Source organism: Vreelandella neptunia, from assembly GCF_000712975.1.
In the GTDB taxonomy this organism is placed as follows: domain Bacteria; phylum Pseudomonadota; class Gammaproteobacteria; order Pseudomonadales; family Halomonadaceae; genus Vreelandella; species Vreelandella qaidamensis.
Window position 1 is genome coordinate 71,007 of the sequence record NZ_JHQL01000003.1, and the last position, 14,339, is coordinate 85,345.

Consider the following 14,339-nt stretch of genomic DNA (forward strand, 5'->3'; position numbering starts at 1 on the left):
GTATGGCCGCAAGTGTATTAGAGCTATTAGAAGCACTGGAAGCGCGACTTGAACAGACTAAAGCCGAGCTGAGTACGCTGCGTGAAGAGAACGATACGCTTAGACAGCAATTGTCTGCTCAGGTACAGCAGTGCTTACCGCCTTCGCAGCCTACACACCGCTCAGTACCGTCGGAAGGGCCGTCTCAAGATCCATCTCAAGATCTATCTCAAGATCTATTTCAAGAACTGTCCCAGCAATCACCCGAGGCTAAACAGTTATCTGACGCTAAGCAACTATCTGAAACGCATCACGAGCTAGAGTTGCCGATGGTTGATGAAGCGTCGGCCGCCAAAGATGCTTCTCCGCCGCCGTCCCCCCAGTCACTTCTTAATCAGTGGTATGAACGCTACCCTAAAGCATTTTTTACCGGTCACACAAAGCCGTTAAAAGTAGGTATTCATCAAGACCTTGCTCAGCGTGAACCGTGGTCAGGAAAATTAATTCGTCGCACGCTTGCGAATTATGTAAATCTCCCTCGGTATATAAAATCAATGCGGGAAGGCGCTGAGCGAATAGATTTAGATGGAAATTCCGCAGGCACTGTTGATAAAGAAGCGGCGCGACATGCCAATGAGCGGCGCAAACAAAGCCAGGATAAACAAAGCCAGGATAAACATACGCGAACGCCTGCAGCACGCCCGTCGAAACGACAGCCACCGCAAGTGCCTAACAAAGCAGCATCTTTGCCTCAATCAGCGCCTAGCCATGGTGGGAATGACGGCGGGAATGAAAAAAGCCCCAAAAAAGACGAATTAACAAAACCGCTTAGCCTTGAAGATAAATTAAGAGGCTTGCAACAAAAATTTACCGAGCACTGAGACCAGTCAACGCCCCGTGGGTTCCTTAAAATAAGGCAAATCGTAAAAAAACACTGTTTTTTTCTATTGCGTTCACTGGAATCCCAGTATAGAGTTTGATCTGCGAGCATTGGACTATAACAAGGCTTGATTGAGGACATGCCGCATACCACCGGGAAAAACCGGAGGATGGAAAAAAGAGCATGGCCCACAAGCCAACTGCAGGCTTCATAACAATTTTATGACAAGTCTGTAGAAACGATCGAAACAGTAAGCTAGTTAAGGAACCTACATCATGAAAAAGACACTTTTAGCGACTGCTATCATTGGCGCCCTCGGTGCCTCTGCTGCCGCTCAAGCAGCTACCGTCTATGACCAAGACGGCACCAAACTCGACGTCTATGGCCGTATCGCCATGGGTATCGCTGGTGGTGGCCCCGAGTACAACGACGCTGACGAAAAAATCGACAACAGCGAAGAATTCGTTGATGTCTACTCTCGTCTTGGCCTGCGCATGAGCCACGAAGTTAACTCTGACCTGACCGCTTTCGGTCGTTTAGAGTGGCGCTTTAAAGGCGACGAGCGTTACACCGATTCTGGCTTCACTGAAATTCGTCAGAGCTACCTGGGCGTACAGAGCAAGCAGTACGGTACATTCCAAGCGGGTAACTTCGACAGCTTCTACAACCAGTTTGTTTCTCTGCCGTTCGATGTTTACATCGATCGTGGTCTAGAGTTCGCTGGTCATCCGAAACAGTCGCGTGGCGACTCTATCGGTTACTACACGCCTGACCTACAAGGCTGGACTGCCTTCCTGCAGCTGAAGCACTACAGCGAGCGTGGAGAGCTTGAGCCGGTACGTGATGAAGGTAACGTAGTAGCTGCACAAGGTGGCGTACGCTACGAGCAAGGCCCGATCACTGTAGGTCTGGGTTTTGTTGACGACGTAGTACGTGGCGGCGGTAACGGCGAAATGCTGGGTGGTCTGATCGGTTCTTATGCCGTAAATGATCAGCTGTCTCTTCGTTTAGGTTATGAAGGTCGTGAAAACAGCGACACTCTTGGTGGTGGCTTCGACACCGTCGGTCTAGGTGGTACTTACACCACTGGTCCTTGGGCCTTCGCTGCTGATATCTACAACGTAGATCCTGATGGCCAAGACGACGACCGTACTGCTTGGTCTCTGGGTTCTTACTACAAAGTTTCCAGCAACTTCGACGTGTTCCTGGAGTTGAACCAAGCTGACCAGCAGTCCATCAACGTTACTCTTGATGGCCGTGACTCTGAAATCAGTGCTGACGGCGATGACGTATACTACCTGACAGGCGCACGTTACCACTTCTAAGCTTGGCCTTAGCCATGTTTAGCAGGTAACCCCTGTAAGTAGAATAGAACCGGCCTCTTTGAGGCCGGTTTTTTTGTGGCCTGCAGAAAGGTGGATAGATGAGAATAAGATTCTTTTAGTAACGAGATGTTAGAATACGTTAAAAGTTCTAACTGCACTGAGTTACATAGCAGCCATCAAACAGGTATGATAGCGCTAGAGTTTTGTAGTGGGTTTTGTAGGGGAATGAGAACATAAGTAGAAACCTGATAGCATTAGTTGCACCAACTATCGCAATTGTAGTTATTAAACAATCCTAGTATAGGGTGTGAATTCAGTTAATAGGTCTAAATTTTAGTTAGCTAGCTAAGATTTTAAGTCTTGGCGGTTGTACATTGATTTTTGATCAGGGGTGGAGAGAGTGCATGGACAACAAAGGCAGTAATAAAGCATACGAAATAACACTAGTTGACTTTGTGGTGCTTTTGCTCCGGCAATGGAAAGTAATGTTGAGTTGTATTGCTATCGTGCTACTGATTACTTTGCTGGTAGCTTTTTTAAAGCCTGTTCAGTATGAGTTTACAACAATGTACGGTGTCGCTTCTTATGAAACAGTTGAAGGAGCGAAACGAGGTTTAGAAACACCTGAGGAAGTTGTTGCTAAGGTTAATAATATTTTTTTAGAGCAGCAAAGACGTAATATACTGTCAGATAGTAGTATTGCAGAGCTACCCTTTGAAGTTAGTGTTAATAACCCGCGTAACACTCTTTTGTTAAAAATAGCTAGTGCGGCTGAAGAAAAGTACCAACCTCTTATTGAGCGCTTTCATGAGAGTCTTGTGTTAGCAATTGAAGATGACCAAAGAAATTTAGTTAATATGCTAAAAAATAATCTTCAATATCAGTTTGAAGCTTATTCAGAAGCGTTAGAAGCCGCTCGTGCCAGTAGTAGCGAAACAGCAGGCGAGATTGAAGCCGCTTATTTTGAAAAAGTGTTTTTGTTAGAGCGTCGTATCGATAGCATTAATGAAGGTGAGGCTTCTCAGCTTGCGGTGCAAAGTTTGGAGCCAGTTGGATTAGGTAAGGGCTTTATTGTTGCAGTAGGTTTTTTGCTAGCATTGCTATTCGCACCGATTGCTGCGGTAATAAGCATTTTTGCTAAAAAAGTACGTATTGCTTATCAACATGGCGATTAATCATGGATGTAAAGGTTAAGACCTGCCTTGATATCACGCTGTTGGTATTTTTAATACTATGGCCAGTAGTAGATACCTTGAATGGCTATTTTTATTATCAGGAAGCGGCAATACCGAGTATATCTGCTCCCTATAAAGCTTTAGGCTTCATAGGGATTGTGTTGATGCTGCTGGTCTACCATCCTTGGCGATTTTTCCAGCTATTTATCATGATTGTGTTAGTAGTAACTAGCATTGCTTATCAAAAATTTGCCTATGGTGCAGTTACGGAAAGCATTACCTGGGCTGTACGAGGGCTTTTAGCGCTTGCGCTGCTGTTTTACCTAATAGGTGAAAGTGTCAAAGACAGCTTTTGGAGTAGAAGAAAGATAGCTTCATTGATGCTTTTATATTTTGTTGCTATGGCTGCGAATGTTGCGCTAGGTGTTTTTGGTTTTGGGGAGTCTCAGTACGCTGGTGGGATAGGCGGTAAGGGCTTTATTATTGCTGGTAACGAAATGAGCTATTTAATGCTCGCTTCTGCAAGCGTTGTTCTTTTTTATATCGCCGAGAATAGAAACGCCTGGGTGCTCTCTGGCGTGTTTATACTGCTGTTGTTTTTTTTCCTCATGAAAGCGACTAAAGTCGCTATGATTGGAATTTGCCTCGCCTATATATATGCATTGATCCACGGCGGTTACTTCAATGTAAAACGCATTCCTGTTATCTATATAGCAGGGCTAATTGGTACGTTCGCTGTATTGGTACTGGGTTATCAATTTATTCAAGCAACAGGCTTGCTTGATCGAATTTTATATCTTTACAGTCTGCATGGCGGTTTTTGGGGGGCACTACTTAGTGGGCGGATTACTTTTGTGCAGACTACATATAATAGCGTTATTATAAATTTTAGTTTTTGGGATGTCCTGTTAGGTGTTGGAGTCGACCAGCTGCGTGCTGTAACGGGTTCCATTGTTGAAATTGATATCATTGATGTGTGGGTTGCTTTCGGTGTCGTTGGGCCAATACTGTTTTATTTTCCCTGGTTACTAGGTATTGGTTACTCAATAAGTATTTTCCAGCACAGTGCGAATAGTAGTATATGTTTTTTACTGCTCATAGCTATGATTATTGGAGTAAGTCTTACAGCAGGTCATGTTGTCAATTCTGGGATTGCGTCAAGCGCTACAGCGTTATTGATAGCCTATTTATACATGCTTAAAATGGAATTGCTAGAAGCTAAGGGTGCTTAATATGAAGATTCTAATGGTAGCTTCTTTTGGTGGTCACTTTGTTCAACTGCAGCGGTTATATAAACAAATTAAAGAAACATCTGATTGTAGTAATGTTGAATTTATATTTGCCGTAAGTGAGCCAAATGTTTATGTAGATAATTGTGTTGTCTTCGAAATTGCTAATGTGCATCGCGAAAGTGGTATAAAAAAACTCCTAAAAGCAACGCGCGAGGTGTTTGGCGCGATAAAAAAAACGCGACCAAATATAGTGATATCAACCGGTGCTTTACCAGGGCTTCTATTCTGTATTGTGGGCAAAGTACTCGGCAAAAAAGTGGTTTGGGTAGATAGTATGGCAAATTATCAAACTTTATCCTTTTCAGGAAAAATTGCTAAATTATTCTGCGATGTATGCTTAACGCAATGGGAGCATTTGGCAGAGCAGGATAAACGTCTTTCTTACTGGGGAAAGGTTTTATGATATTTATTACGGTAGGTACCCAGTTGCCTTTTGAACGCATGTTAACTTATGTTTCTCAATGGTTGGAGAAATCAGGGTATACAGGGAATGTAGTAGCTCAAGTGGGTGAGGAGAGTGGTTTTGAAAGCGACCGTATGGTCGTTTATAAAACATTGTCAAATAATCAGTACTACCACTGGTTTTCCCAAGCGGAGGTTATCGTTTCTCATGCAGGTATGGGCACTATCTTATCATGCCTAGACAGTCGAAAAAGAGGGGTATTTTTGCCGCGAGAATTTGCGTATTCTGAACACCGCAATGACCATCAATTAGATACGGCTAATGCTTTTGCTAATCAATACCCCTCACTAAGATTTTGCTTTGATAGAAGCGCTTTTCACGCAGCATTAGATGCCTGTGTGGCTCAGGCAGCGGATAGCATTCCCGTTGTGTCTGGCGACACTGCTAGTGACAATGCCCTTGGGCAACGTATTGGTGCTTACTTGGGGTTACGGAGTATTAACGAATGAAACAGCTACTGCTATGGACCAATATGTATCCGACTAGCTGCGCACCGTTTTACGGCACATTCGTACGCTCTACTGAGCGTGCATGGAAGCAAATGATCGGTGAGAACAATGTATCACTGGTCGCAATTAGAAATAAGCCAACTAGCAAGTTGTCCAAAATAACACTTTATACGGATTTAATGATTCGTTGTATTCTCTCGATTTTTTCGCAGCCTAAAAATGCAATGTTAGAAATTCACTATCCAGTGTATTTTCTACCGGTGCTTTTCTTAAATAAATTACTTTGTCGGAAAAGATACATAGTGTTGCGTTTTCATGGCTCTGATCTTAAAAAAATAACAGGATCACGCTTTTTTACAGTGCTGTTTAATGCTATTAAAGGGAGTGTTGATCTTTACGTTGTTCCTTCTGATTATTATCGTGAAAAAGTAAGTAGTGAGTTAAAAATACCAATCGAAAAAGTGATTAAGGTGTTTCCAGACTGTGTTGGGGATGAGTTTTTTGTCAGAGGAAATGTTGATAAAAATGAGCTGCAGAAAGACAGTGATACCTTCCATATAGGATTTGTATCTCGGCTAGAGACGGTGAAAAACTGTCACGAGTTGATCGAGGCGTTTGCAAAACTAAGTATTTCTAGTGCTAAGTTGACCATTGTTGGTGATGGTTCCCAACGAGCATCGCTAGAATCGCTCTCCAAACAGCTAGGCATTGCTGAAAAAGTAGAATTCAAGGGCGCGTTAGCCAGAGAGGAGCTCCCAGTTATCATGGCTATGTTTGACGTATTCGTGTTTCCTTCGGTATCGGAGACAGAAAGTTTTGGGTTAGTGGCCTTGGAAGCGCTTGCGTGTGGTACGCCGGTAATTGCCAATAATCAACTGAAAGCAGCCAACGAGTATTTGGACAATGACAGAAATGGCTATTTTTATAACGATGGAGCTGAAGGGTTGTCTCGAGCGCTTAAAAGGTACTACGCGATGTCTCCAGATGCCAAGGCAGATATGTCAGAAGAGGCTAAAAAGGTGCGACAGAAGTTTAGCTTTCACAATGTCTTTAGCGTAGGTGTTGAGAGTATTCTTAGCAGGCAGCAGACTGACCACCAAAAAACAAATGGCAAAGGATAACAACAATGGGTAATCCAAAAACAATGACGTTTTCGGAGCGTTACCCGCCGCAGGTGGTCTTTCCGTTTTTTGATGTGTTCTCTATTTTTGTTGGCGGTTGGCTAGCTCACTTTATGCGCTTTGGCTCATTTCAGCTTCATGAGCGGTATGTGCTGGCATTAATTTGCATTGCTTTATTGGTTTTGGTTATTAATAGCATGTCTGAGAGCTATAAGCGTTGGCGCATTACGCCCATTTATCACATGTTGGCAAAGCTCTTGTTGGTCTGGTTGGCCGTTGGAATCACTGCTGCATCTCTGATTTATTTTGCGCATGCCGCAGAACGTTATTCACGGCTTTGGATCGGGTTAACACTGTTAGCATCGTTTCTAATGGCTGGCGGCGCGAGATTGCTGGTTCAGTTAGGATTGCGGCATGTCCGTTTACGAGGAGGGGCGCGTCGGCCAGTATTTTTAGTTGGACTAAGTCAAAACGTACTCGATGTTGCCAAGGGAATCCGAAGTGCCTCCTGGGAGGGGCATACGATAGCGGGTGTTGAGCGTATTAAGACGCCGCTAAATGATGTTTGCATAGATCGCATCGCCCGACGCATCAATGAATCTAACGCACGGGAAGTGTGGATTTGTGTTCCCTTTGAGATGGGCAGTGCCGTGCGCGCACTATTTTATGCACTACGCAATCACACCGCCGAAGTGCGGTTTATTCCCGCTTTTCAAGATATGCATTTGCTGAACCATCGCATGTCAGAAGTAGCAGGCCATTACGCGATAGATTTAAGCGTTTCTCCCATGAGTGGTATGTCGCGCTTTATCAAACGTTCTGAAGACATTGTAATAGGATCTCTTATTTCTTTGCTTGTATTGCCGGTATGTGCGGCGATTGCATTAGCCATCAAGCTTACATCGCCAGGGCCAATACTGTTTAAACAGTACCGAGAAGGTTCCAACGGGCGACATTTTAAAGTCTACAAATTCCGCTCTATGCATGTGCATGACGAAAACGGTGGAAAAGTAACGCAGGCGAAAAAGAACGACAGCCGCATCACTAAAGTAGGTGCCTTCCTGCGCCGTACATCACTAGATGAGCTACCGCAATTTTACAACGTACTGCAGGGAAGAATGTCGATAGTAGGGCCGCGCCCACACGCATTAGCACATAATGAACAGTATAAAGAACTAGTCGAATCTTACATGCGTCGTCATAAAGTGAAGCCAGGTATTACTGGCTGGGCACAGGTCAATGGTTTGCGGGGTGAAACTGACACATTGGAAAAAATGGAGCGTCGTGTTGAATACGATCTTTGGTATATCGATAACTGGTCTTTATGGTTAGATCTTAAGATTATTGTAATGACTGTTTTTAAAGGTTTTATCAATAAAAATGCATACTAAAAAGTGATGTCGAAACTCGCTTTTCAAAGTGGTGGTTGGCTCAATAGTACAAGCCCTGTAATAATGTAAGCCTGTGTGAAGGCTTATCGGCCTTTACGAGTGTTCAACGGTCATCAGGAACTTTGTTTTGATTGTGTCTCAAAATCCGCCCGCAAATGGCACACTGCATGCGCCACACTGGTTAACCAGTGTGGCGATTTTTCTATTAGGCGCTTTGGCCCTGGTAGTCCCTAGTGGCTATTCTCTGGGAGCTGTGGTTCTGTTTTTTGCAGGCGTTAGCCTTTTGATTATGAGGCGCTTACCGCAGCTAACTGCCCAAGATCGCTGGGTTATCGCTGCATTAGTCGTCTATGCGGTCATTAGCCTTGCTGAAGCTTGGTGGGATGCTCAGGGGAGTAGGGGAGTCGATAAACCTATCCGCTTTATACTTGCCGTACCTGCCTTATGGTGGGTGCTTGCTTACCCACCTAAACTCTCTTTTTTATGGGGGGGGCTTGCCGTTGGGGCGATATCAGCTGGCACTTGGGCAGGGTGGCAAAAGCTCGTTGAAGGCGTTGCGCGAGCAGGTGGCCACACTCACGTTATTCAGTTCGGCAACCTCAGTATGTTGCTGGGAGTGCTTTGCTTAGCAGGGCTTGGCTGGGCCGTGCTACAGCGACAGCGCCATATGTGGATAGCTTTTATGCTCCTAGGCGCAGTAGGCGGCATACTGGGTTCGCTATTTTCTGGTAGTCGTGGGGGCTGGGTAGGCTTTCCTATCGTATTACTGGTGCTCTACCGTGCTTACGGAACGGTGCTTTCGCCAAAGCTAAAAATCGCAGCTGTTGTCGCCGTATTAAGTGCCGGTATTGCTGTTTATGCGGTTCCTCAGTTGGGAGTGCAAAGTCGAGTTCATCAGGCATTTACTGATATTGACTTGTATATTTCGGGTGAGAATCGAGGGACGTCGGTGGGGTCCCGGTTTGAAATGTGGAGAGGCGCTGCACTACTGATCCAAGAAAAGCCGCTAACAGGCTGGGGCAGCAATGGCTATAAACAGGCAATGGCCCAGCTAGGAGAGCAGGGCGTCATCAATAAAGAAGCATCTCAGTATGGCCATGCCCACAACGAGTTTGTTGATGCTTTTGCTAAGCGGGGGTTGCTTGGCTTGCTAGCGTTACTAGCGTTGTACATCATCCCTATGCGGCTATTTGGCAAACAAATAGCGGCTGACGATTTAACAACGCGCTCTATCGCCACAGCGGGTGTGTTACTCCCTGTTACCTATATTGATTTTGGCTTATCCCAAGTGTTTCTAACACATAACAGTGGGGTCATGATGTATGCTTTTTTACTGGCTACCCTGTGGGGAATTTATGCGAACGTAACCCAGAATAAAAGCCATTGCTGAACCTTGTGTGTGAATTTTAAGTCTATGATTTATTGATAAAAAAAGCCGACTAAAATATAGTCGGCTTTTTTATTTAGCTAAAAATCAGGAAGGCAAAATTTACTGAACTGCTTGTATAACGTTTGTCAACGTAGAGCCTTGCGTTTTAATCCCTTACAATGAATTTGCATCAATAGCATAGGTTAACCACATTTTTAGCCGCACAGCGTAGGGCAAGGGAATGCGCCCGTATGAATCCCTGGGCGGTAGCGTGCCTTTTTACTGGAAAATTATCATGTCAAATATCCCCGTTTCTCTAGCGCGGCCAGCTCGCATGCTGCTGGCCGCGTTAAGTGTTGCCGTAGTAAGCGGTTGCGCTACTTATCCCAATAGCACACAGCAGCAAGCGCAGTACGTGCTAAACACAGATTCAGCCAAACTACTGGCAGATGACAACCTCAATGGCTTTTTATCCCAAGCGCCTGCCGGGGCAGTAATAAACGTAGCGCGCAGCCCATGGGGTGATAACGTCGAAATTATTGCCGATGCGCCTTATCTAGCCGCCAGCGGTAGAGAGTGCCGTCAGCTTCGGGTAGTAGAAGCAGGAAATGGCGCAGCTCGCACGGCTCTTACCTGTGAAACGCCGAATGGTTGGGTTAACCAGCGCGTGCTAAATCAAAGCATGTCTTCTTCAACTACTGCAGCACAAGGGCGCTACTAATGAATGCTACTCGTCTTATCAAGCGGCTTTCGTTGAAACGCCCTTTAGCCGCTGTGTCACTGTTGCTTGTTAGTAGCCTAATAAGCAGTACGAGTTGGGCGCAAAGTATCAGCCTGCCCAACACCATTCTGCCGGAAGAACAAGCTAGCCAGCAGCAGGTAGAACAAGTAAACGACACCCCCCGGGCTGATTGGCGTAGCGGAACGTATGGTCCTGTGTCAGCGCAACCGCAAAACCCTGATGTTCTTCCGCCGTTCGGTGCCAACCTGTTTACCGGTGGGTTTCGCGGTGCGATGGGAGATGGCCTAAATGCCGGTTACCAAGTTAAGCCCGGCGACCAAATTACCGTGCGAGTATGGGGCGCGCTTGAATTTGAACGGGTGCTACCGGTAGATGCTCAAGGCAATATCTTTATTCCTGGCTCAGGCCCATTAAATGTAGAAGGCCAAAACAGCCAGCAGGTAGAAAGCAGTGTGCGCGGTGCCATTACCTCGGTTTATCCAGAAAATGTTCAAGTTTATACCAACGTGCAAGGCGTGCAGCCTGTAGCCGTGTTTGTGACTGGCTATGTAGAAAATCCAGGCCGCTTTGCAGGCACCCCGAATGATTCGGTACTGTACTTTTTGGATCAAGCAGGCGGCATCGACCAAGACCTAGGTAGCTACCGGCAAATTCGCGTGATGCGTAACGACCGTACCGTGGCTACAGTCGATCTGTATGACTTCCTTATTAATGGCTCTATTGCCCGCCCGCAGTTCCAAGATGGCGACACCATTGTTGTAGAAGAACGCGGCCCAGCCATTGCCGTAGGCGGCGATGTTCATCGTGAACATCGCTACGAGCTGCTGGGTAACCAGCTAAGCGGTGCTGAGCTAGTAAACCTGGCACGCCTAAGAAGCGGTGTTTCTCATGTGCTGTTACGCGGTAACCGTGATGATGGCCCGTTTGCCCAATACTTCCCCCTAGATATGTTCTACGGACAAACCATCCGCAGTGGCGATGAAGTACTGTTCAGCGCTGACAAGCGCAGTGAAACCATCGTGGTCGAGGTGGAAGGCAGCTATTACGGCCCCTCTAGGTTTGCCTTACCTCGCGATGCACGCCTAAGTGAACTGCTAGACGCCATCCCCGTGCCAGAGAACATGACCGCGGTGGAAAGCATTTCACTACAGCGTGAAAGCGTCAGGCAGCAGCAAAAGCAATCTATGGAAGATAGCTTACGCCGTTTAGAAACCACGTATTTAAGCGCTGAATCTAGCACCAACGAAGAAGCGAAGATTCGTGCCCAAGAAGCCGAACTTATTCAAGACTTTGTTGAACGTGCCCGGGAGTTAGAGCCTAGTGGACGTTTAGTAGTCGCCTACAACGATAGAATCTCTGATATTCGGTTACAAGACGGCGACATTATCACTATTCCTGAAATTAGTGATTCCATGCTGATTAGCGGTGAAGTGCTGGTGCCCCAAGCCGCAGTGTTTCGCCCGGGCATGAACGTGATCGACTACATTGAAAGTGCCGGTGGCTTCACCAACCGCGCCGATGAAGATCATATTCTCATTGTTCGCCAGAACGGCGCGGTAGAAAACGCCCGCAACGTTAACCTACGCCCGGGTGATGAAATCCTTGTCATGCCAGCTGCCCCTACCCACAACCTACAGCTAGCTTCCACGCTTACACAGATATTGTTCCAAATCGCCGTCGCCACCCGTGTCGCAGTTGATCTGTAATAGCGTGAGCCACGGAAGTACGCATGTTGCCACGGACAACACGGAAGCCACGGAAAAAAACCAAAAAGTTTTTGTGTGTTGTTGATCTTGTCCGTGTCCTCCGTGAGTGTCCGTGGCAAGTATTAACCGCCACTTAACTTATTCCACATTAAAAAAGTAGAGCTATGGCAAATGTAAAAGGCGCACCGAAGGGTGCCCGCACGCCTTGGCAAGTTACCCGCAGTGTTTGGTATGCCATGTTCGTAAGGGAAGCGCTCTCGCGAACAATGGGAGACCGAATGGGCTGGTTCTGGATGGTCTTCGAACCTGTCGCCTTCGTAGGTATCATGATTGCGATTAGAGGTTTCATTCGTGGCGATCGACTTGTTGCTAATGCTGACTTTATACCTTGGCTTATTATGGGCCTGATGGGCTTTATGCTTGTACGTGAAGGGATGATGCGTGGGATGGGTGCTATTGATGCTAACAGAGCTTTATTTGCTTACCGTCAAGTACAGCCTGTTGACCCTGTGTTAGTACGTATTTTTTTGGAAGGTGCGCTACGCAGCTTTGTCTTTCTTATTTTTATTGCCGGTGGCTTAATGCTGGGGTTAGATATGTACCCAGACAATGCAGTGCGCGCACTAGCAGCATGGGCATCACTGTGGTGTCTCGGATTAGGGTTAGGCCTAGTAACTTCTGTAGCAGCTACTATGGTACCTGAAGTAGGTAAGGTTGTTAGTATGCTTTCCTTACCGCTGATGATTCTATCTGGGGTAATAATGCCGCTAAATAGTTTGCCTCACTGGTTGCTTGAATATCTAATGCTCAACCCAATTCCTCACGGGTTGGAAACACTTCGCTTAGGTTTTTTTGAAAATTACAAAGTAGTTAACGGCACTAGTATGCTTTATCTGTGGCTGTTCACTTTCACCTTAATAACGCTAGGGCTATTAATGCACCTGCGCTTTGTTAATCGGTTAAAGGCAAAATAATTCATGCAAGGTTCAATAGCTCGGTTTATTAAAAAATCACCGCAGTGGGCAGTCGCCTTTATTGCAATCGCACTTGTCAGTTTTTATTGGTTTGTATGGGCGGAAGAGCGCTATGTATCCCGGGCTACGGTGGTATTAGAAAGCCCTCAAGTGGCCGCGCCAGATTTAAGCTTTGCTTCGCTATTAGGCAGTGGTGCGGGCAATACCGCAGATTTATTGCTACTACGAGAGCATCTGTTATCTGTCGATATGTTGCGGGTACTAGATGAGCAGTTAGGCATTCGTCAGCATTACAATGAGCATGGTGATATCTTTGCCAAGTTGCGTGATCCTAATGTCCCTATTGAAGACCTGCACAAATACTACCTACGCCGGGTAAACGTCGAACTAGACGAATATGCAGGCGTACTTAATATCTATGTTCAAGGTTATACGCCGGAGTTTGCCCACGATATGGCTGCACTGCTTCTAGAAGCGGGTGAAGACCATATGAATGCAATGGGCCATCGGCTAGCAGAAGAACAGGTCCGTTTTTTAGAGCAGCAAATGGTGCGTCTGGAAGAGCGCTTTCGCGATACGCGTTCTGAACTACTCGATTTCCAAAATGAATACGGCTTAGTATCGCCAACATCAACGGTAGAAAGCATTAATCAAGTAGTCGCTACGCTTGAAGGTGACTTAGCCCGTCTCCAGGCCCAGCGTAACGCATTAGCAAGTTTCCAGAGCTCGCAATCTTCAGAACTCCGCCAAGTAGAGCGCAGCATCGAAGCGCTGCGCGACCAAATTGTTGAACAGCGCGACCGCCTAGCACAAGCGGCGGGCAATTCGCTTAACCGTATCTCTGCTGAGTATGAAACCTTGGAATTGCAGGCCCAGTTCGCCCAGGAAACCTACTCCAGCGCGTTAGCTGCACTAGAAAACACCCGCTTAGAAGCCGCTCGCCAACTCAAACAAGTTAGCGTGTTGCAAAGCCCGCTATTCCCAGAGTACCCAACAGAGCCTAACCGGCTTTATAACAGCAGCGTTTTCGCCATCATCACCATCTTCCTAGCCTTCATTCTCAGCATGATCATCATGATCGTGAAAGACCATCGAGATTAAAGGGTGGGTTTTTTGTAGCGCGGGTGCGCTGACGTAACAACGGTTGTATCTGTACTTGTAGTGCGGTGTAACGAGGTCGCGAGGAACGAGAACCGAGGCACCCACAACGGCGGCGCAGCCGCCCTGTAAGGTTGGTGGCTCCAAAGCAGCATCGCTTCGCGCTGCACCCGCGGGTGCGCTGACGCTTACGCCGCGCTACAAAAGTTGTGCATTCAATCGGTTATGGGTGCACTTCGCTGACCACGCGCTACAAAGTCAATGCACACGTAGTGCGGTGTAACGAGGTCGCGAGGAACGAGCGAAACCTAGGCACCCGCAACGGCGGCGAAGCCGCCCAACGGCACCGTACCCACACCAGCAAAGCCCCCAACA

13 protein-coding genes are annotated in these 14,339 nt (G+C 46.6%); all 13 read left to right on the forward strand.

Annotated features, from left to right (window positions below):
• The first annotated feature begins 2 nt into the window (after positions 1 to 2).
• On the forward strand, positions 3 to 860 hold the full coding sequence (locus tag CR46_RS0108495; RefSeq protein ID WP_030071872.1) for a ProQ/FINO family protein: 858 nt from the start codon (positions 3 to 5) through the stop codon (positions 858 to 860).
• 274 nt (positions 861 to 1,134) lie between these two features.
• The gene (locus tag CR46_RS0108500) at positions 1,135 to 2,184 is read left to right on the forward strand and encodes a porin (protein WP_030071875.1); all 1,050 of its coding nucleotides are present in this window, start codon (positions 1,135 to 1,137) and stop codon (positions 2,182 to 2,184) included.
• Between the two features lie 404 nt (positions 2,185 to 2,588).
• Complete coding sequence (locus CR46_RS0108505; RefSeq protein ID WP_030071877.1) at positions 2,589 to 3,359, forward strand: Wzz/FepE/Etk N-terminal domain-containing protein; 771 nt, start codon at positions 2,589 to 2,591, stop codon at positions 3,357 to 3,359.
• Positions 3,360 to 3,361: 2 nt separating this feature from the next.
• On the forward strand, positions 3,362 to 4,591 hold the full coding sequence (locus tag CR46_RS0108510) for an O-antigen ligase family protein (RefSeq protein ID WP_030071879.1): 1,230 nt from the start codon (positions 3,362 to 3,364) through the stop codon (positions 4,589 to 4,591).
• A gap of 1 nt (position 4,592) precedes the next feature.
• On the forward strand, positions 4,593 to 5,054 hold the full coding sequence (locus CR46_RS0108515; protein ID WP_030071881.1) for a glycosyltransferase family protein: 462 nt from the start codon (positions 4,593 to 4,595) through the stop codon (positions 5,052 to 5,054).
• A complete protein-coding gene (locus CR46_RS0108520) occupies positions 5,051 to 5,563 on the forward strand; it encodes a glycosyltransferase (protein WP_030071883.1) in 513 nt (170 codons plus the stop codon). The genes CR46_RS0108515 and CR46_RS0108520 overlap by 4 nt, the downstream gene beginning before the upstream one ends.
• Complete coding sequence (locus tag CR46_RS0108525; RefSeq protein ID WP_030071885.1) at positions 5,560 to 6,684, forward strand: glycosyltransferase family 4 protein; 1,125 nt, start codon at positions 5,560 to 5,562, stop codon at positions 6,682 to 6,684. The genes CR46_RS0108520 and CR46_RS0108525 overlap by 4 nt, the downstream gene beginning before the upstream one ends.
• A 5-nt stretch (positions 6,685 to 6,689) precedes the next feature.
• Positions 6,690 to 8,075 carry an undecaprenyl-phosphate glucose phosphotransferase gene (locus CR46_RS0108530; protein WP_030071887.1) on the forward strand — a complete coding sequence of 462 codons (1,386 nt, stop codon included), beginning with the start codon at positions 6,690 to 6,692 and terminating at the stop codon, positions 8,073 to 8,075.
• A gap of 133 nt (positions 8,076 to 8,208) precedes the next feature.
• The gene (locus CR46_RS0108535; RefSeq protein WP_332245086.1) at positions 8,209 to 9,465 is read left to right on the forward strand and encodes an O-antigen ligase family protein; all 1,257 of its coding nucleotides are present in this window, start codon (positions 8,209 to 8,211) and stop codon (positions 9,463 to 9,465) included.
• 274 nt (positions 9,466 to 9,739) lie between these two features.
• Entirely contained in the window at positions 9,740 to 10,165 is a 426-nt protein-coding gene (locus CR46_RS0108540; RefSeq protein WP_035536557.1) for a DVU3141 family protein, read from the forward strand.
• The gene (locus tag CR46_RS0108545; protein WP_030071893.1) at positions 10,165 to 11,892 is read left to right on the forward strand and encodes a polysaccharide biosynthesis/export family protein; all 1,728 of its coding nucleotides are present in this window, start codon (positions 10,165 to 10,167) and stop codon (positions 11,890 to 11,892) included. Before CR46_RS0108540 ends, CR46_RS0108545 begins: the two co-directional genes overlap by 1 nt.
• Positions 11,893 to 12,056: 164 nt before the next feature.
• Entirely contained in the window at positions 12,057 to 12,866 is an 810-nt protein-coding gene (locus CR46_RS0108550; protein ID WP_030071895.1) for an ABC transporter permease, read from the forward strand.
• Between the two features lie 3 nt (positions 12,867 to 12,869).
• Positions 12,870 to 13,967: a KpsE/RkpR family capsule polysaccharide export protein gene (locus CR46_RS0108555; RefSeq protein ID WP_030071897.1), complete on the forward strand. Its 1,098-nt coding sequence runs from the start codon at positions 12,870 to 12,872 to the stop codon at positions 13,965 to 13,967.
• Positions 13,968 to 14,339 lie beyond the last annotated feature (372 nt).

What these genes read in the sequence shown, in the direction of transcription:
- CR46_RS0108495 (WP_030071872.1), top strand. Translation starts at nt 3, where the DNA reads ATGGCCGCAAGTGTATTAGAGCTATTAGAAGCACTGGAAGCGCGACTT.
- CR46_RS0108500 (WP_030071875.1), top strand. Translation starts at nt 1,135, where the DNA reads ATGAAAAAGACACTTTTAGCGACTGCTATCATTGGCGCCCTCGGTGCC.
- CR46_RS0108505 (WP_030071877.1), top strand. Translation starts at nt 2,589, where the DNA reads ATGGACAACAAAGGCAGTAATAAAGCATACGAAATAACACTAGTTGAC.
- CR46_RS0108510 (WP_030071879.1), top strand. Translation starts at nt 3,362, where the DNA reads ATGGATGTAAAGGTTAAGACCTGCCTTGATATCACGCTGTTGGTATTT.
- CR46_RS0108515 (WP_030071881.1), top strand. Translation starts at nt 4,593, where the DNA reads ATGAAGATTCTAATGGTAGCTTCTTTTGGTGGTCACTTTGTTCAACTG.
- CR46_RS0108520 (WP_030071883.1), top strand. Translation starts at nt 5,051, where the DNA reads ATGATATTTATTACGGTAGGTACCCAGTTGCCTTTTGAACGCATGTTA.
- CR46_RS0108525 (WP_030071885.1), top strand. Translation starts at nt 5,560, where the DNA reads ATGAAACAGCTACTGCTATGGACCAATATGTATCCGACTAGCTGCGCA.
- CR46_RS0108530 (WP_030071887.1), top strand. Translation starts at nt 6,690, where the DNA reads ATGGGTAATCCAAAAACAATGACGTTTTCGGAGCGTTACCCGCCGCAG.
- CR46_RS0108540 (WP_035536557.1), top strand. Translation starts at nt 9,740, where the DNA reads ATGTCAAATATCCCCGTTTCTCTAGCGCGGCCAGCTCGCATGCTGCTG.
- CR46_RS0108545 (WP_030071893.1), top strand. Translation starts at nt 10,165, where the DNA reads ATGAATGCTACTCGTCTTATCAAGCGGCTTTCGTTGAAACGCCCTTTA.
- CR46_RS0108550 (WP_030071895.1), top strand. Translation starts at nt 12,057, where the DNA reads ATGGCAAATGTAAAAGGCGCACCGAAGGGTGCCCGCACGCCTTGGCAA.
- CR46_RS0108555 (WP_030071897.1), top strand. Translation starts at nt 12,870, where the DNA reads ATGCAAGGTTCAATAGCTCGGTTTATTAAAAAATCACCGCAGTGGGCA.